Annotated in this window: 14 protein-coding genes and 1 riboswitch; of the genes, 8 read left to right on the top strand and 6 right to left on the bottom strand. The window is 72.5% G+C overall.

Translation table 11 applies throughout. From position 1 onward, the window contains the following. Positions 1-16: 16 nt before the first annotated feature. Positions 17-202, top strand: a complete 186-nt coding sequence (locus ACFY2Q_RS07820; RefSeq protein WP_387128389.1) for a hypothetical protein — start codon at positions 17-19, stop codon at positions 200-202. Positions 203-217: 15 nt separating this feature from the next. Here the strand turns inward: ACFY2Q_RS07820 and corA are convergent, their stop codons facing one another. After that, positions 218-1,348 carry a magnesium/cobalt transporter CorA gene (gene corA / locus ACFY2Q_RS07815; RefSeq protein WP_387128388.1) on the bottom strand — a complete coding sequence of 377 codons (1,131 nt, stop codon included), beginning with the start codon at positions 1,346-1,348 and terminating at the stop codon, positions 218-220. Positions 1,349-1,551: 203 nt separating this feature from the next. Between corA and ACFY2Q_RS07810 the strand changes: the two genes are divergently transcribed. The 4 genes from ACFY2Q_RS07810 (at position 1,552) to ACFY2Q_RS07795 (ending at position 6,383) form a co-directional block, all read left to right on the top strand. After that, entirely contained in the window at positions 1,552-3,501 is a 1,950-nt protein-coding gene (locus ACFY2Q_RS07810) for an amino acid transporter (RefSeq protein WP_387128387.1), read from the top strand. Between the two features lie 72 nt (positions 3,502-3,573). Further along, positions 3,574-3,685, top strand: a riboswitch (SAM riboswitch). Between the two features lie 278 nt (positions 3,686-3,963). Next, positions 3,964-4,821 carry an ABC transporter substrate-binding protein gene (locus ACFY2Q_RS07805; protein WP_387128386.1) on the top strand — a complete coding sequence of 286 codons (858 nt, stop codon included), beginning with the start codon at positions 3,964-3,966 and terminating at the stop codon, positions 4,819-4,821. A gap of 45 nt (positions 4,822-4,866) precedes the next feature. Further along, complete coding sequence (locus ACFY2Q_RS07800; protein ID WP_387128385.1) at positions 4,867-5,643, top strand: amino acid ABC transporter permease; 777 nt, start codon at positions 4,867-4,869, stop codon at positions 5,641-5,643. 2 nt (positions 5,644-5,645) lie between these two features. Continuing rightward, a complete protein-coding gene (locus tag ACFY2Q_RS07795; protein WP_387128480.1) occupies positions 5,646-6,383 on the top strand; it encodes an amino acid ABC transporter ATP-binding protein in 738 nt (245 codons plus the stop codon). A 30-nt stretch (positions 6,384-6,413) separates the two neighbouring features. Here ACFY2Q_RS07795 and ACFY2Q_RS07790 read toward each other — a convergent pair whose 3' ends face one another. Further along, on the bottom strand, positions 6,414-8,024 hold the full coding sequence (locus tag ACFY2Q_RS07790; protein ID WP_387128384.1) for a Na+/H+ antiporter: 1,611 nt from the start codon (positions 8,022-8,024) through the stop codon (positions 6,414-6,416). 85 nt (positions 8,025-8,109) lie between these two features. Continuing rightward, positions 8,110-11,487 carry a BTAD domain-containing putative transcriptional regulator gene (locus ACFY2Q_RS07785; protein WP_387128383.1) on the bottom strand — a complete coding sequence of 1,126 codons (3,378 nt, stop codon included), beginning with the start codon at positions 11,485-11,487 and terminating at the stop codon, positions 8,110-8,112. Positions 11,488-11,637: 150 nt separating this feature from the next. Between ACFY2Q_RS07785 and ACFY2Q_RS07780 the strand changes: the two genes are divergently transcribed. The 3 genes from ACFY2Q_RS07780 to ACFY2Q_RS07770 all read left to right on the top strand — a co-directional run bounded on the left by ACFY2Q_RS07780 (position 11,638) and on the right by ACFY2Q_RS07770 (position 13,716). Continuing rightward, positions 11,638-12,516 carry an alpha/beta fold hydrolase gene (locus ACFY2Q_RS07780; RefSeq protein WP_387128382.1) on the top strand — a complete coding sequence of 293 codons (879 nt, stop codon included), beginning with the start codon at positions 11,638-11,640 and terminating at the stop codon, positions 12,514-12,516. A gap of 358 nt (positions 12,517-12,874) precedes the next feature. Further along, positions 12,875-13,324 carry a hypothetical protein gene (locus tag ACFY2Q_RS07775; protein ID WP_387128381.1) on the top strand — a complete coding sequence of 150 codons (450 nt, stop codon included), beginning with the start codon at positions 12,875-12,877 and terminating at the stop codon, positions 13,322-13,324. Further along, positions 13,321-13,716, top strand: coding sequence for a hypothetical protein (locus tag ACFY2Q_RS07770; protein WP_387128380.1), 396 nt, complete (start codon positions 13,321-13,323; stop codon positions 13,714-13,716). Before ACFY2Q_RS07775 ends, ACFY2Q_RS07770 begins: the two co-directional genes overlap by 4 nt. Here the strand turns inward: ACFY2Q_RS07770 and ACFY2Q_RS07765 are convergent. The 3 genes from ACFY2Q_RS07765 to ACFY2Q_RS07755 all read right to left on the bottom strand — a co-directional run bounded on the left by ACFY2Q_RS07765 (position 13,711) and on the right by ACFY2Q_RS07755 (position 17,983). Next, the gene (locus ACFY2Q_RS07765; protein WP_387128379.1) at positions 13,711-15,900 is read right to left on the bottom strand and encodes a hypothetical protein; all 2,190 of its coding nucleotides are present in this window, start codon (positions 15,898-15,900) and stop codon (positions 13,711-13,713) included. The two genes, ACFY2Q_RS07770 and ACFY2Q_RS07765, sit on opposite strands and share 6 nt — an antisense overlap. 7 nt (positions 15,901-15,907) lie before the next feature. Next, positions 15,908-17,107, bottom strand: a complete 1,200-nt coding sequence (locus tag ACFY2Q_RS07760) for a low temperature requirement protein A (protein ID WP_387128378.1) — start codon at positions 17,105-17,107, stop codon at positions 15,908-15,910. A gap of 99 nt (positions 17,108-17,206) precedes the next feature. Next, positions 17,207-17,983 (bottom strand): TetR/AcrR family transcriptional regulator, encoded by a 777-nt coding sequence (locus ACFY2Q_RS07755; protein ID WP_387128377.1) that lies wholly within the window; start codon positions 17,981-17,983, stop codon positions 17,207-17,209. Between the last annotated feature and the right edge of the window lies 1 nt (position 17,984).

Here is a 17,984-nt window from a genome sequence, read left to right as displayed (position 1 = left end):
AGGAGAGGCAGGGCCCATGCAGGCTCAGCGCAGGCCACCGCGCAACCAGCGGAGCCAGACCCGGGACGACCGTACCGGCGGCGGCATGACCGGGGCGGCCACACCGCTGACCATCTGGGCCGCCGCCGTGCTCCTCGGCCGGATCGGCGCCGGTGAGGACGACGTCGAAGACGAGCGGCACATCCTGCGCGGCATCGAGTGACCCTCGGCGGCCCGGTCACAGCCAGCCGCGCCGCTTGAAGATCAGGTAGAGGGTGCCGCAGACGAGCAGCATGAGCAGCAGCGCGAACAGGTAGCCGAAGCGCCACTGCAGCTCCGGCATGTGGACGAAGTTCATGCCGTACACGGTGCCGATCAACGTGGGCGCGAACAGGATCGCGGCCCACGACGAGACCTTCTTCAGCTCCTCGTTCTGCGCGTAGCTGGCCGCCGTGAGGCTGCGCATCTCCTCGTTCTGCTGCTGCGAGACGAGTGTGGCGTTGACGGTGAGGATGTTCTGCAGCAGGTGCCGGAAACCGTCCACCCGCTCCACCACCTGCGTGAGGTGGTCGGTGACGTCGCGTAGGTAGCGGCGCAGCTCCTCGTCGGCGGCGTAGCTGCCGGCGCCGTCGGCCAGGGCGTCGAGCATGGTGAGCAGCGGTCGGGCCGCCCGCTGGAACTCGATGACCTCCCGGCTGAGCCCGTAGATGCGCCGGCTGGCGTTCGGGTCGCCGCCGAACACCTGCGTCTCGATCTCGTCGATGTCGTTCTCCAGACCGGCCACCACCGGCGCGTACCCGTCGACCACCTGGTCGAGGATCGCGTACAGGACCGCCTCGGGTCCCTGGGCGAGCATCGGCGCGTCGGCCTCCATCCGCCGCCGTACCGCGGCCAGGTCGGGGGCCTCGCCGTGGCGGACCGTGACCACGAAGCCCGGCCCGATGAACAGGTGCAGCTCGGAGAACTCGACCTCCTCCCGCATGTCGTCGTAGCGGGCGGCGCGCAGCACCACGAACAGGGTGTTCCCATAACGTTCCAGCTTGGGCCGCTGGTGGGCGTTGATCGCGTCCTCCACCGCCAGGTCGTGCAGGCGGAACTCCCGGGCCAGCGAGGTGATCTGGTCGATGTCGGGTCGGTACAACCCGATCCAGGCCATCGCGTCGTCCTGCTCCTGAAGGCAGCGGTACGTCTCCGCGAGGCCGTTCGGCGAGGCGAAGCGGTGGCCCCTGATGTAGACAGCGCTGTCCACCAGCCCGCCGGCCGGTATGGGGGCCGGTTCCCCCGCGGGCGGGACGCCGACGCGGGTCTCGTACTCGTCGAGCTGGCGGCCGAAGCCACCACCCGGGCGGAACCGACGGCCGCCGACCATGGCCCGCTCCCCTTTCCCGGTGTCGCCCGTCCGGCGGCCTGCCTGCCGTGGGGGCGCTGCTTTCCCCCGGCCTCCGGCCCGAAACCCTCCGACACGCGCTCGCAGGTGGCCACGACGGGCGGGTTTCCGCGCACGGCGGACGGGTGCCGGCCTGCCGGCGGATACTCGCGGTGACCATGGGCGGGACGACGGGGGTAGCGCCGATGGAGGTCGACAGGCGCGCCGGTCGGCGGACCGACCGGCTGCGGCGCTGGCTGCTCGCCGACGCGTCGGAGCGGCAGGTGCCGCAGGGCCTGCATGTCCGCCAAGCGCAGCAGCGGCACCACCCGTGGTGGAAGGTGATGTGCCTGACCGGCGTCGACTACTTCTCGACGCTCGGCTACCAGCCGGGCATCGCGGCGCTCGCCGCCGGGGCGCTGTCGCCGGTGGCGACACTGGTGCTGGTGTTGGTGACGTTGCTCGGCGCGCTGCCTGTCTATCGGCGGGTGGCGGCGGAGAGCCCGCACGGTGAGGGCTCGATCGCGATGCTGGTACGCCTGCTCAGCTACTGGCCGGGCAAGCTGTTCGTGTTGGTGCTGCTCGGTTTCGCGGCCACCGACTTCATCATCACCATCACCCTGTCCGCGGCCGACGCGACAGCGCACCTCGACGAGAACCCCTTCTGGCCCAGTGGCCTCAAGGGCCACGAGGTGCTGCTCACGTTGCTGCTCGTGGCGTTGCTCGGCGCGGTGTTCCTCAAGGGATTCGGCGAGGCCATTGGGATCGCCGTCGTCCTGGTCGCGGTCTACCTGACGTTGAACGCGGTGGTGATCGTCGACGCGCTGTGGCGGGTGGTGACCCATCCGAGCGCGGTCGGGGACTGGACGAGCACGCTGACCACCGGGCACGGCGATCCGCTGATGGTCGTCGCGCTGTCGCTGCTGGTGTTCCCGAAGCTGGCGCTGGGCCTGTCCGGCTTCGAGACGGGCGTGGCGGTGATGCCGCACATCCGGGGGGACCGCCAAGATTCGGAGGATCGGCCGCTGGGTCGGATCCGGGGCGCGCGTCGGTTGCTCACCACCGCCGCCGCCACCATGAGCGTCTTTCTGATCACCAGCAGCGTGACCACCACAGTGCTGATCCCGCCCGAGGCGTTCCAGCCGGGCGGTCCGGCGAACGGGCGGGCGCTGTCCTATCTGGCACACCAGCACCTCGGCCAGGTGTTCGGCACGGCGTACGACCTGTCGACAATCGGGATCCTCTGGTTCGCGGGCGCCTCGGCGATGGCCGGCCTGCTCAACCTGGTCCCCCGCTACCTGCCCCGGTACGGCATGGCGCCGACCTGGGCCCGGGCGATCCGGCCGCTGGTGCTGGTGTTCACCGGGGTGGCGTTCCTGATCACGATCGTCTTCCGGGCAAGCGTCGATGCGCAGGGCGGCGCGTACGCCACGGGGGTCCTTGTGTTGATCACCTCGGCGTCGACGGCGGTGACCCTCGCGGCGCGACGGCGCCGGCAGCGCGGGCGCATGATCGCGTTCGGGATCATCGCTGTGGTGTTCGTCTACACCACTGCGGCGAACGTGGTGCAACGTCCCGACGGCGTGAAGATCGCCGCCTGCTTCATCGGCGCGATGATCCTGGTGTCGGCGCTGTCGCGGCTGATGCGGGCCTTCGAACTGCGGATCGACCGGGTCGATTTCGACCCGGACGCGGCGGCGTTCGTGGCCGAGCGCAGCGGGCGACGGATCCGCCTCATCGCGCACGAACCGGCGCGACGCGACCTGACCGAATACCGCGACAAGCTGGCGCAGACCATGGCGGACAACGACTTCCCCGACGACAGTGACGTCATATTCGTCGAGGTCCACGTCACCGACCCGTCGGATTTCGAGACCGGGCTGCTGGTGCGCGGCAGCGTGGCGCACGACCGGTTCCCGGTGCTCAGCCTGGCCAGCTCGTCGGTGCCCAACGCGCTGGCCGCCCTGCTCCTGGAGATCCGCGACCGCAGCGGACGACGCCCGCACATCTACTTCGAGTGGACCGAGGGTGGCCCGGCCCGCAACGTCCTGCGGTACCTGGCTTTCGGGCAGGGCGAGATCGCCTCGGTCACCCGGGAGATCCTGCGCCGCCAGGAGCCCGACCAGACCCGCCGGCCGCACGTGCACGCCGGCTGACCAGGCGACGGACGGTGAGCATGGTCATATCGGCTGGACGATCGGCCGGGCTCTGCTGCTAGCCTCGGCGCAGGTCATGAGTGCCAGCGCGAAGCCCCGGCTCGCTGGCCGGCAACCCTCCTCCGCGGTGGGGTGCCCCGGGTGAAGACCAGGCACCGGCAGCACGCCGGTGCAAGCGTGGCCTGGCACCCAGGTCAGCACAGACCCGGGAGACCTGATGCACATCCTCAGCACCGATCCACCCGCCCTCGGCGCGCACGTCCGCGCCGGTCGACCCTCGCCGGCACTGATTCGGCGGCGGCACGTGGACATGATGCGAGTGTGCAGCGCCGCCTGTCGCGGCCGCGCAGCGCACTAGCGCACGCCCTCTTTCCACGAACCACACAAGCGGTACGCCCTCATCGGGCGCACCGTCGGCGGCGCACGCCCATGGCCGCCAGACGCGACCCCTCGGAGACACTCATGCGATTCCTTCCTGCCCTGACCCGTGCCGCCGCCGTCGGCGTCGCCGCCATCCTGGCCGCGACCGCGCTCACCGCCTGCGGCTCCGACGATTCGTCGTCCGACGCCGACAGCAACCCGTACGGGCTGATCCAGGCCGGCGTGCTGCGCGCCGGCACGCTGTCGGACGCGCCGCCGAACGTGTACCTCAAGGACGGCAAGTTCACAGGCTTCGACAACGACCTGCTCACGGCGGTCGCCGACAAGATCGGCCTGAAGGTCGAGTTCGTCGGCACCGACTTCTCCGCGCTGTTGTCCCAGGTCAACAACCGCAAGTTCGACGTCGGCAGCTCCTCGATCACCATCACCGAGGCGCGGAAGAAGAACGTCGACTTCGGCAACGGCTACGACTTCAGCTACTTCGGCCTGGACGTTCCGGCCGGTTCGTCGATCACCGGCTTCGACCAGCTCGCCGGCAAGCGGGTCGTCGTGGTGCAGGGCACCGTCCAGGACGACTACGCCACCGCACAGAAGCTCGACCCGGTGCGGGTGCCGGACTACAACGGTGCGATCAACCAGCTCAAGGCGGGCACCGCCGACGCGTGGATCGCCCCGGCGGAGATCGGCGACAAGTTGGCGGCCGACAGCAACGGCAAGATCACGGTGGCGGCCAAGCAGCTCAGCAACGCCCCTACCGCGTACGCCGTGGCCAAGGGCAACGACAAGCTGCGCGAGGCGCTGAACAAGGGCCTCGACGAGGTCATCGCGGACGGCACGTGGAGCCGGTTGCAGTTGCAGTACTACCCGGGCCGGCCGGTCCCGGAGGACTTCAAGCCAGGCAGCGGCACGGTGGCAGTGCCGTCGCCGGCCGTGTCCTGACGACGTACCGGTGACGAGCGAGCAGGGCGGTAGGAGAGGCGACCGATGGATCCGTTGAGCACCCTGTGGGAGACGTTCTTCGACTGGGACGCCATGCGCGAGGCACTGCCCGACATGCTGACGGTCGGGCTGCCCAACACGCTGATCCTCGCGGTCTCCGCCGCCCTGCTCGGCTCGGTGCTGGGCCTGCTGCTCGCCGTCGCCGGCATTTCCCGCAGCCGGTGGCTGCGCTGGCCGGCGCGGGTCTACACCGACGTGTTCCGAGGGCTGCCGGCGGCGGCGACGATCCTGCTGATCGGCGTCGGGCTGGCCCCGCTGGGCATGCAGGTCTGGGGACCCGATCCGTACCCGCTCGGCATTCTGGCGTTGTCGCTGATCGCGTCCGCGTACATCGGTGAGATCTTCCGCTCGGGCATCCAGTCGGTGGAGGCCGCCCAACTGGAGGGCGCGCGGGCTCTCGGCTTCTCCTGGGCCGACTCGATGCGGCTGGTGATCATCCCGCAGGGCATCCGGCGGGTGCTGCCGGCCTGGGTGAATCAGCTCATCGCGCTGATCAAGGACTCCAGCCTTGTCTACTTCCTCGGGCTGGTGGCCAGCCAGCGGGAGCTGTTCCGGATCGGGCAGGACTACGCGGCAAACACCGGCAACCAGTCCGCGCTGCTGCTCGCGGGGCTCTTCTACCTCGCGTTGACAGTCCCGCTGACACACATCGTCAACTGGATCGACAGGCGCCTGCGCCACGGCCGGCCGGCGACCGCGCCGCCGGACGACGACGAGGACGAGTCGGCGCTGGCCGGCAGCACGGAAGGAGACCGGCGATGAGCATCGTGACGACCACATCGGTAAGCCTCGACGCGCGGGACGTCCACCTCGCCTTCGGGCCCAACCGGGTGCTGCGCGGCGTCGACCTGAGCGTGCCGCGCGGTGCGGCGGCCTGCGTGATCGGGCCCTCCGGCTCGGGCAAGTCCACTCTGCTGCGTACGCTCAACCGGCTGATCGAGCCCGACCGCGGCGACGTGCTGCTGGACGGGCGCAGCGTGCTCGGCGACGACCCGGACGCGCTGCGGCAGCGGGTGGGCATGGTCTTCCAACAGTTCAACCTCTTTCCGCACATGAGCGTGCTGCGCAACATCACCCTCGCGCTGCGCCGGCTGCGAAAGCTCGGCGAGGACGAGGCGGTGGCCGTCGCCCGCGCCCAGTTGGAGCTGGTGGGGCTCGCCGGCAAGGCCGACGCCCGGCCGACGCAGCTCTCCGGCGGTCAGCAGCAACGGGTGGCGATCGCCCGGGCGCTGGCGCTGCGACCCCAGGTGATGCTCTTCGACGAGGCCACCTCGGCGCTCGACCCCGAGCTGGTCAAGGGGGTGCTCGCGGTGATGGCCGACCTGTCCTCCGCCGGGATGACAATGGTGGTGGTCACCCACGAGATGGGCTTCGCCCGGCAGGTCGCCGACACCGTCGCCTTCATGGACCGGGGCGTGGTGCTGGAGGCCGGCCCGCCGGAGGCGATCTTCGAGGGGGCCGAGCATCCCCGGCTGCGTCGCTTCCTCGACCAGGTGCTCTGAAGGGCGCTGGGACCGCCCCGCAGGGCGACGTCAGTCCTCGGGGCCACGGCCCAGCAGCCGGATCTCCTCGTTGTCGAGCGCGGCCTGCAACTCCAGCAACACGAGGTCGTCGATCTCCCGGTTGTCGCGCAGCCGGGTGACCTCCCGGCGCTTGTGGGCGAGGACCTCGAGGCGCAGTCGGCGTTCCAGTTGGCGTTCCTCGGCGGTGTCGCCGTCGATCTCGTTGATGTCCGCCAGGTGCCGTTGGTACTCGGCCTGCAAACGGCGTACCGACTCCTCCCGGGCGCCGACCTCGGACGCGATGCGGGGCAGTTCGGCCAGGCCGACCTCGGTGGCCCGCATCTGGGCCCGCCGCAACTCGTCGGCACGTCCGGGGTCGCCGCCCAGTCCCGCCCAGCGCACCACAAGCGGCAGGGTGGTGCCCTGCACCAGCATGATCAGCACGATGACCAGTGCGGTGACGAAGATGATCAGATCGCGTTCGACGACCGGTCGACCGGCGACCGTCATCGTCGGGACGGCAAGCGCGGCGGCGAGCGAGACGGCCCCCCGGAAACCGGCCCAGCCGGCGACGGTCCCCACCCGCCAGCGGGACACTCCCGCGTTCTGGTCGTCCGTCATCCGGCGGCGCAGCAGCATCGCCGATTCGGCGGTCAGGTAGACGAAGAGCAGCCGGGTGCCGACGACTACCGACGTCACCACCACCACGATCACCAGGGCCCGCTGCGGCGACGTGCTGGTGATGCCCCGGACGGCCCGAGGGATCTGCGTACCGAGCAGGACGAACAGCCCGCCGTTGATGAGGAACGTGGACAGGTCCCAGAACGCGTACGCCAGCACCCGGGAGCGGGCGCGGATCACCCGTGGGCCTGCGTAGGCGAGGACCAGGCCGGCGACGACCACCGCGAGCACACCGCTTGCGTGCACCGCGTCGGCGAGCAGGAACGCGGCGAACGGCGTCAGCACGCTCAACGCGCCCTCGCGCAACGGGTCGTCGAGCCGCTTGCGGACCAGCACCACGGCGCCGCCGACCAGCAGACCGGCGAGCACCCCGCCGAGGCTGGCACCGACGAACTCCTCGCTGATGCCCAGGACACCCGGCTCCGCTCCGCCGGTGAGCAGACCCACGGCCACCGCGAAGATCACCAGGGCGGTGCCGTCGTTGATCAGGCTTTCCGCGTGCAGGGTGGTGAGGAGCTTGCGGGGCAGCCGTTTCGCCAGGCCGGTGACCGCGGCGGCGTCGGTCGGCGCGAGAACCGCGCCGAGCACCCACGCGGCGGCGGGGTTCACCCCGAACGCCTGCGCGGTAAGCGACACAGTGACCATCGTGAGCAGCACGAGCACCACGGCGAGCAGCCCGATCACCGGCAGGTTGGCCCGGATCTCGCGCAGGCTGATGGTGAGGCTCTCCCGGTAGAGGATCGCCGGCAGGAAGATCAGCAGCACCAGGTCCGGTTCCAGGGTCAGCTCGGACAGCGGCGGCGTCAGCCCGAGCAGGACCCCGAACGCGATGAGCAGGACCGGCGGGGCGACCCGGTACCGGCCACCGAGGGTGGTGCCGACCAGGACGGTGGCGCCCAGCACCACGATCAGGACAAGCACCTCCACGCGTACCCCCTCGATCCGTGGTCGACGGCGCACACGCCGGTGCTTCCATCTGACCGCACGTCGCCGGCCCGTTCCGCGAGATCCGGTAAGTCACCTCGGGCGCGAGCGTCGGGGACGTTCAGGCGGGGTCGACGGTGGCGCGGGCCCGTGCGGTGACCGCGTGGGCGGTATGGCGGTGGTGCGCCGCCTCCTCGTCGCGGCCCAGGGCGGCGGCCAGATCGGCGAGGTGAGCGGCCACCGGGCCGACGGTGAGCACCCCGCTGCCGGCGGCCAGTTCGGCGGCGGCCGGCCGGAGCGCCGCGGCGACGTCCTCCATGATCGCCCGGTCGTCCACGGCGAGCGCCGCGCGGGCGGTGAGGCAGAGCCGCGCCTCCCGCAGCAGGTCGTGCGGTCCGTCCGGCAGGGCCCGCAGGGCCGCTCGGGCGGCTTCCCGGTCGCCGTCGGCCGCGAGCAGCAACGGTCGGACCCACGGCTCGTGCGGACCCCAGTCGAGGCTCGCCCAGGCCGCGTCGTCCGGCCCGGGGATCGACACACCGCTCAGGCCGAGGACCGGCCGCGTGGCACCGGCCGGCGGGGCGGTGCCGGCCCCGTCGGCGGGAGGCGGGTCGGCCGGCGGTTCGGCCAGACGCAGGCCGAGCAACGCGAGCGGGAGCAGCCCACGGGTCAGACCCGGCATGCCGTCGGCGGGCAGCCGATCGGCCGCCGCCCGGTACGCGTCGGCCGCCGCCGCCCGGTCACCGTCCAGGGCCAGGCGCAGCGCGGCGTACCAGCCGGTGAAGACGCCGACAAGCGGCAGCTCGTACCGCAGCGCGAGGTCGTCGGCGGCGCGGGCGTGCCCGTCGGCGCCGACACGGTCCGCCTGCGCACAGCACGCCTGGACCAGGATGAGGTGGCCCAGCACCTCGAAGGTGACCAGCTGGTGCCGGCGGGCCAGGTCGACAAGTTCGGTGCCGATCCGGGCCCGCTGGGCGGCCTGCCCGACGCGGTCGAAGGCGTGCATGAAGCGCGCGTTGAGCGCGAAGGCCAACAGCCCGGGGTCTCCGGCGGCCCGGGCGATCGTCTCGGCCTCGACGGCGGCCCGGCGACCACTGTCACCGGTGGTGCCGCGCAGCTCCAGCGCGAGCGTGCTCAACAACCGACTGCGCTGCGCGGAGCCGGTCGGGCCGAGCCCGGCCAGGGCCTGTTCGGCGGCGCGGACGATCCGCTCGGAGAGCAGGTCGTCGTCGTTGCGGGTCCAGATGGCGGGCACGTCGAAGCCGGCAAGCACCTCCGCGATCAGACGGGCGTCACCGACTGCCTCGGCGTCGGCGATCGCCTCGGCCCGATACCGCCGCGCCTGCGCCAGCCGGCCGGTCACCGCCAGGGCACGCCCCAGGCCGAGCACCGCGCCCAACCGCTCGCGCCGCTCGGTCCCGCCGGCCCTGTCGTACGCCTCGATGACCTGCGCCCACAACCGGGCCGCCTCGTGCGGATTGCCGTCCCGCTCGGCCAGTTCGGCGGCGGTACGGGCGTAGCCGGCCGCTCGGTGGGCGGCCGCCGGCCCGCCGGCGCGCAGCAGGTGGTGGGCGAGCGCGGCCGGGTCGACGGGCTCGCGTCGTTGCAACGCCTCGGCCACCGCGGCGTGCCAGGCCGCGCGGCGTGGCGCGGACAGGTCGGCGTAGAGCGTGTCGCGGACCAGGATGTGGGTGAACCGTAGCCGTCCGTCGGGCTCCTGCTCGGTCAGGAACCCGGCCCGCAACGCCCGTTCCAGGGCGTCCAGCAGGGCCGCCGGGTCGCCCGTCAGCGCGTCGAGCACCTCCGGGTCGAGGTCCCGGCCGAGCACTGCCGCCTGCCGCAGCACGGTGCGGGTCGGCTCGGGCAGCTGTGCGAGGCGGTGCCGGATGACGTCGCGTACCCCGGGCGGCACCGCCGCGAGCGCGGCGGCACCCTCGGCCGCGTACAGCTGGGCCAGCTCGCGGACGAAGAACGGATTGCCGCCGCTGCGGTGGTGGATCAGCCGGACGGTGGGTGGGTCCAGGTCGACACCGGCGACGACGTGGGCAAGCGTGCCTGTCGCCTCGTCGGCCAGGCCGCCCAGGTACTCCCGCACCGGTTCGAGGCCGGCGGCGCGGGCGAGGGCGGCGGTCAACTCCGGGCTGATCTCGGTGGCCCGGTAGGTGCCGAGGATCAGCACCGGCCCGGTTGCCGGTTGCGGGCCGGTGAGCAGGGCGGTCAGCAGGTCGAGCGTGTCACCGTCGGCGCGGTGCAGGTCGTCCAGGACCAGCAGCACGGGCGCCCGGTCGGCGGCGGCCGAGATCAACGCCGCCACCGCGCGGTGCCTGCGGAACCGGGCCACGGCGGGATCGCCCGGGACGTCCGTTCCGGCCGCCCGGACCGGACCGCCTGCGGGCGGCCCGGCGAGCGCGTCGGTGATCTGTGTCCACGGCCAGGCCGCCGGCGCGCCCTCGTACTCCGGGCTGCGGCCCCACGCGGTGGTCCAGCCCTCGGCGGCGAGTCGCCGGGTCAACGCCTCGGCCAGCGCGGTCTTGCCGGCGCCCGGGTCACCGCTGATCAGTGCGAGCGCGGGTCGGCCGTCGCGGGCAGCGGTCTCGGCGGCGTGTCGCAGCCGATCCAGCTCCGCGTCCCGCCCCACGAACGGCCGTTGCGGCACTGGTCCGGACACGCCTGCCCGCGCCGGTCCGGCCGGGTTGGCCGTGGCGGGGGCGACGGTGAGGTGCGGCGCCTGGGCCAGGATGTCGGCCTCCAACCGCCGCAGCTCCGGCCCGGGGTCCAGACCCAGCTCGGCCACCAGGATGTCGCGGGCCTGGCGCAGCGCGGCCAGCGCCTCACCCTGCCGACCGGCGCGGTACCGGGCCATCGCGAGCAGTCGCCAGGCGTCCTCCCGCAGCGGGTGGCGGGCGAGGTGGGCGGGCAGGTCGGCGGCGGCCTCGTCCGGCCGGCCCAACGCCAGCAGCGCCTCGGCCCGCCGCTCGACGGTAAGCGTCCGCAGCTCGTCCAGCCGGTTGATCTCGGCGATCGCCCAGACCTCGCCCGCGCAGTCGGCGTACGCGGGGCCACGCCAGAGGCCGAGCGCGGCGTCCAACTCGTCAAGGGCCGGCGCGGGCAGCCCCGCCGTCAACAGCCGTCCCGCCTCGCCCACCGCCGCCTCGAACCGCCCGGCGTCGACCGCCTCGGCTGCGGCCCGCAGGACGTACCCGGAGGGCTCCGTCACCAGAAGTCGGGGCGGCTGCCGGGGCGGACGGTCGGGCTCCAGCGCCCGTCGCAGGTCGGCGACGAAGGTCCGGATCGCGCCGACCGCGCCGACCGGCGGGACCTCCCAGAGATCGTCGACGAGACGCTCCACAGGCACGACCCGGTCGCGGGCGATCAGCAGCCGGGCCAGCACCGAGCGCTGCCGAGGCCCCTTGAGCGGGACGGGGCCGTGCTCCGCCACTGCGGTCACCGGCCCGAGCACACCGAATGTCACCGCCGGGGGTGCGGTCGGCTGCCTGGTCATGGCACCAATCTAGGCGGATCGTCGCGGGCGGCCCGGCCGCCGGCACTGATCCGACGCTGACCGGCCACTGATCGCCGCCGCGCAGGCTCGACAGCGTACGACGGCGACGGGCACCGCCCCCGCCGGCCCCGCTCACCAGGAAGGTTCCCCGTGGACCCGAGGATCAACGGTTTCGACTACCGGCGCGTCACCGTCGCCGACGGCGTGACGCTCACCGCCGCCGTGGGCGGTTCCGGACCTCCGATCGTGCTGCTGCACGGCTTCCCGCAGACCCACCTCATGTGGCGTCACGTCGCGGCCGACCTGGCCGCCGACCACACCGTCATCTGCCCCGACCTGCGGGGGTACGGCGACAGCGACAAGCCCGTGGACACCGACGGCAGTGTGTACGCCAAGCGCACCATGGCCGCCGACGTCGTGGCGCTGGCCAAGGCGCTCGGCCACGAGCGCTTCGCGCTTGTGGGGCACGACCGGGGCGCCCTTGTCGCGTTCCGCGCCGGCCTCGACCATCCGGCGGCGGTCAGCCAGCTCGCCCTGCTCGACGTCCTGCCCACGCTTGACATGTGGGATGTGATGCACGGCGTCTCCGCGGCTGTCGGGTTCCACCTGTACCTGATGGCGCAGCCGCCCGGCCTGCCCGAGGAGATGATCGGTGCCAGCCCGGACGCGTTCTTCGGCCACTTCCTGGACGTCTGGACCCGCGATCCCGACGCGCTGCCGGCCGATGTGCGGGCCGCGTACCTGCGCGCGTCCCGGGAGGCGGTCACCTCGATCGTGGCCGATTACCGGGCGTCCGCCGGGGTCGACGTCGCCCACGACACCGCCGACCGGGAGGCGGGTAATCGGCTGCGGATGCCGGTGACCGTGCTCCAGCAGGACTGGGGCGCGGCCCTCGGCTACGACGCCGCAGCGGTGTGGCGGGCGTGGGCGGCGGATCTGGAGCACCAGACGGTCACCTGCGGGCACTTCATGGCCGAGGAGGCGCCGGCAGTGGTGGTCCGGGCGCTGCGTGCCCTGCTGCTGCGGTGATCGATCAGCCAACCCTCATGACGTTCAGTTAAATATCCGACACTGAAAGTAGTCAGTGGCGTGGAGGGGTCGGTGAGCCGGCCCCTCCACGCGCGTGCGCCGCCCAAACGCCCTCCGCAGGGCCTCCAACCGGGCTCTGACCTGCGGAAACACGACGTTACGCAGGTGGACGCAAACCGCCTGCCGGTGATAAACAGGCAGATACCGGCCAGCCAACGGCGGCGAGTCGCTCACCTCCTCGACCATCGACCGTCCACACGTACCGCCTCCACCGGGCGCCCCGCGGTCGCGCGCCAGCAGCAACGGAACGGCCCCGGGCAGGCGGCGGGTGACCACGGTCCTCGACCAGGGAGTTGCCGTGGGAAATCTGCGAAACCGGGCCAAGCACCAGCCGTTCGAGGTGGCCGCGCTTGTCACGACGCCCATCTGTGGTGTCCTACTGATGGCGCTCGACGCCCGACCTCAGTCGGTCGAACTGTCCATGCCGGACGTGGTCCAGCTCGGCTGGGAAGTTTCCCTGATCATCGTCGGCGTCGCCGGGCTGCTGGGCATCCTGTGGCCGGGTCGGCTCTCCACAGGCCTCGGCATCGAGTTCGCGTCCGTCCTGGTGCTCGGCACCATCACCGGCATGTACGCGGTGGCGCTCGTGGCGGTGACGGGCCAGCAGGGCGTCGTCGCGGCGTCGTTGATCAGCGCGGTGCCGGCGGGGTCGTTCTGGCGGGCCGCCCAGATCGCCGCCGACCTGCGCTGCCTGGCCTACAGCCACCAGTGCGCGACCCATCAACAGGTCGTCGGAGGTGTCACGTGATCTCAGCACCCGCCCCCGAGGCGCCGCACTGGGTGCAGGTGCTCCTCAGCCTGCTCGGCATCCTCGGCGGAACCACAGGCCTCGCCGCCATCGCCACAGTCGTGGTGCAGCGCGGCAAGTTCAAGGCCGACGCGGCCGACACCCTCACCGAAGCCGCCCTGACCCTCGTGCAACCGTTGCAGACCCGGATCACCGAGTTGGAGGGTCAGGCGATAAGCGCCCGATCGGAGCTGGGGCTGCTGCGCGAGCAGGTCAACCAGCTGCAGTTCGTCGTCCGGGTGCTCACCCGCACGCTGGACCGGTGGCGGGCGGCGATCCGGGCGCCCGACGCGACCCTGCGCAAGGTCCGGACCGTCGTCGCCGAGTCCGACAGGCAACCCGAAGGCTCATGACCTGTCCCCGGGCTCGCGATCCGCGCGGCGACGGTCCAGGTCGCGCAGCCGTCCGGCGAGGTCGCACACCGCCGCCCGGAACTCGGGGTCGGACTCCCCCGGGTGGTGGCCCCGCACCGGCGGCGGGTGGTGCTCGCCCGGCGCCGGCGACACGTCCCGTGGGTCCCGCAAGCGACTGTCGACCCGTCCGGCCGGGTCGGCGGCGTCGGCCGGTGGATCCCCGGGCCGGTGCGCGACGAAGATCCAGCCGCCGACCGGGTCGGTGTCGCGCCACAGGTTGACCCACCGCCAGCCGACCCGCTCCCCCACCTCGCGCAGCACTTCCACACCGAGATACGCCGGGAACAGCCGCGCGTACAGGCGGTCCAACGGGGAGCCGTAGGTGAGCAGCGCGACCCGTCGACGCACCCGCGCCGGAAGCCGCAGCACCGCCAGGGCCAGCAACACCGAGCCGTGGCTGTGCCCGCAGAGCAGCACCCCTGTGTGTCGCTCAGCCAACCGGGTGATCCGGTCGACAAGCTCCGGCACCGCCCGGTCGGCGTAGCTCGGCGGGGCGAACGGGTGGGCCGTGCGGGGCCAGAACGTGCCCAGGTCCCACAGGATCCCGACGTGCCGGCGGAACCACGTCGTCCGGTAGGCGAACACACCGCCCAGCACCAGGGCGACCACCACGCCGGCGACGAGATAGCTGCCCAGGGCGAGGCCGACGCCGACGGACCCGGCGGACAACCCGAGCACCTGCTCGGCCAGCCGGTCCGGTTCGAGCCCGAACAGCCCCGGCACGCTCGTGCCGAGGCCGACCACCGCGAGCAGGGCGTACGTGACGGTGAGCAGCCCCAGCCACTCGGTGATCCGGGCCCGCGCGATTGTCGCCGTCACCTGCCGCAGTCGTCCGCCGGCCACGGAGGGCGCGACCGGGAAGTCCCGCGCGGTGATCGCCTCCGCCGCGCGCCACCGGCGTCGCCACGACAACAGCAGCAACGCGCCGCACAGCACCGCCGCCGAGGCGACGTGCAGAAAGAAGGCCAGGATCGTCCACCGGTACGCCCGCGGCGGCCCACCATCGCCCCGGTAACCGCCGAGCAGGTCCCCGGTCTGATAGACGAGGTTGGCCGAGAACGCACCTGCCAGGCCGACCGCGAGGGCCGCCACGACCGCCGCGCCGAGCCCACCCGAGAGGGCCGACCGACCGCTCCAGCCGGACGGCCGCCACAGCACCACACCACTCAACGCCACAAGCAACGCCATCTGGCTCAGCAACGCAACGGCGACGATCTGGTCATAGCCGGGCAGCCCGGCCGACGACGGCCACCCGCGCGAGTCCATGGCGACTGTCACGAGGGTGGCGACGCTCAGGGCGTACGCCATCACCCGCGTCGCGTGGGCGACCCGGGTGACGCCGCGCTCGACCCGCATCCCGCCGAGCCGGCCCCCGGGTACGGCGACCAGACCGGCGCCGACCAGCAGCACCACGACGGCGAGCGCCAGCAGCGTGGACGTCCAGGCCGTCGCCCCGCCCGCCGACCGGGCCACGAGCAGCAGCACGTCCAGCACGACGAGCGCGACGGCGATGTGGATCACGCGCAGCCGTCCCACAGTCGGTTCGACTGCCACCTGCGGGATGTCGGCCGCTCGGGGCCGCCGGGTGCCGAGCAGGCGCAGGAAGGCGACGGCGGCGATCGGCAGCAGCGCCAGCACCGCCAGCCGCTGCCCGACCTGTCGGTCGTCGAGCCCGGCCAGGGTGTCGAACGGGCCACGGCAGCCTGCCGCGCCGAGACACCTCCAGGCGAGCAGGTCGAGTGCGACACCTGCGGTCGACAGCACGTACAGCGTGGTGAGGTTGAGCGCGAGGAGCCGGCACAGCACGGTGACCGCCGGCCCACGGCGCCGGCCGACCGGCCGCATCCAGACCGCCACGTTGCTGAGCATGAACGGCAGCAGGAAGACCAGGGACAGCGTGCGGGCCACGGTGCCCGACGGCAGATCACCCCACCGGTACGCCTCAAGCGTCACGCCGTCCGGGCTGGTGCCGTCCGGCGGATCGGGGCGGTGGAAGCCGCCGTGCTCGTCGCCGGCGACCTGCCGGACGTGCGCCCGGTCGAGGATCCGCTCCGGTCGTGCCCCCGACACGCCGTGCACCCGCAACTCCACGATGTCGCCCCGCCGTGCCGGCCCCTCAGGCATCGGCCCGCTACGCACGGCGCCGCTTGTCGACCACGTCGCTTCCGTCGGCTGTCTCCCGCCTCCACAGGCCGGGCATCGCGTCGAGCAGGACGATCAGGAGCAGCAGCACGGTGATGACTGCGCTGGCGGCGAGCTGCGACAGCCGTATGCTCGCGATCCCGCCCACGATGATGACCGGCACACCGATCAGCCGAGCCCAGGGCAGGTTGGAGTCGACAAGCGTCGAGAGCAGGATCCGGCCGGTCAGGAACAGCGCCGGGCCGACGACACCCACGACCAGGTGCCCCTGATCGCGCAACGCCGGGTCCTCGATCGTCATCTCCACGGCGACGGAGGTGGCCAACACGCCCGCGATCATGACGAGGTGCAGGTAACCGGCGAGGAGCGCCAGCTTGCTGCCGGGCGGGCCGGCCGCCTGGATGGCGATGCCCACCCGCCCGCCGGCGGGCACCAGGTAGAGCCGGGCGAGGGCAGCCGCCGTCACGACCGCCACGACGAACGCCGTGGTGCGCTGCCGATCGAAGCCGGCGTCGCTGTAGGTCACGCCGGCCATCAGGATGAGCTCACCAAGCGCGATGATGAAGATCTGCTGGTAGCGCTCGGAGAGATGGTCGCCGTTGACCTGGAGGTCCGACCACGAGCTGCGGCCGAGCTTCGGCGTCGGCCAGCGCAGCCGCGCCAGGCCGTACTCCATCAGCAGGGCAAGCGCCCAGAGCACCTCCCGTGCCCGGGCGACCACCGCGCCGACGATCCACAGCACGCCGGAGACCGCGAACCAGATAGCCACGCGCGCGGTCCGCAGCCGCGCGGGGTGCCCCCACAGGGCCGGCAGCAGCAGCGCCGCCCGGCCCAGGTGGATGGCGACGTAGGCGACAGCGAACACGAGGGCGTGCTTGTCGAACGCGGTCGGCACGGCGGCGGCCATGAACAGGCCGCCGAACATCACCCAGAGCAGCAGGACGACGATCAGCGGGGCGCGCGGGTCGAACCAGTCGGCCGACCAGGCGGTCACGAACCACACCCACCAGATCGCCGCCAGCAGCAGCAACACCTGAAAGCCGCCGCGGATGCTGAGGTCGTCGAGGATCGCCCGGGACAGCCGGGTCAGCGCGAAGATGACGGTCAGGTCGAAGAAGAGCTCCAGGAACGACGTGCGGCGAGGATTTTCCCGCCGTTGCAGCAGCCGCGCCGGAAGACCGCTCGCCATTCGCCGTCCTCCCCGGGCCGCAGCCGACGTCGCCGCCACAGTCGTACCACCCATGGGGAGGTGCCCGGGGTGATTCCGGCGGGCCGCCGGGACGCTTCGCTAGCCGGCCTGCCCGCTGGACGCCCGCTCGGCGACAACCACCGAGATGCCGTCGAGGACGCGTTGCAGGCCGAACTCGAAGGCGTACTCCGGGGCGTACGCGGCACCGTGCTGCTGACCTGCCGCCGTGCCGACCCGCGAGGCGGTGGGGAACTTCTCGGCCGTCAGGAACGTCTCCAGCCACGGCGCGTGCGACTGCCACCACTGACCCTCGGTCAGGCCGGTCTCCCGCTCCAGGTCGAGAACCTCCGACGCGGCGCGTGCGGCGCTCTTGACGTGCCCGAGGACGAGGGTGAGCACCGCGTCCATCTCCACGTCGGTGAGCCCGATGTCGGCGACCGCGCCGAGTTCGTGGTCGTACTTGGCGACCAGGTGGGGACCGAGCACCGGCCGGGTCGTCTCGGCCCGCAGCATCCAGGGGTGGCGCTGATAGAGCGCGAGATTGTCGCGGGCGATCCGCTCCAACCGGGCCCGCCAGTCGCCGGGGACGGGAGTGCGGGGCATCTCGCCGTACGCGGTGTCGATCATGACGTCGACGAGTTCGGCCTTGCCCGGCACGTACGTGTAGACGGACATCGTGCCGACGTCCAGCGCCTCACCGACCCTACGCATGGTCAACGCGTCGAGGCCCTCGGCGTCGGCGATCTCGATCGCGGCGCGGACGATCCGGTCGACGGTGAGCCCCGGCCCGGCACTGCGGCTGGTCGGCTCCCGGGTGCGCCACAGGATGGCCAGACTGCGGGCCGGACCCGCGGTCGCCTTACGCTGACTCGCCATG

The sequence above is a fragment of the Micromonospora sp. NPDC000316 genome (assembly GCF_042898885.1).
Taxonomy (GTDB): domain Bacteria; phylum Actinomycetota; class Actinomycetes; order Mycobacteriales; family Micromonosporaceae; genus Micromonospora.
Note: the sequence above shows the minus strand (reverse complement) of the source record. Positions and strands in the feature narration are given on the sequence as shown.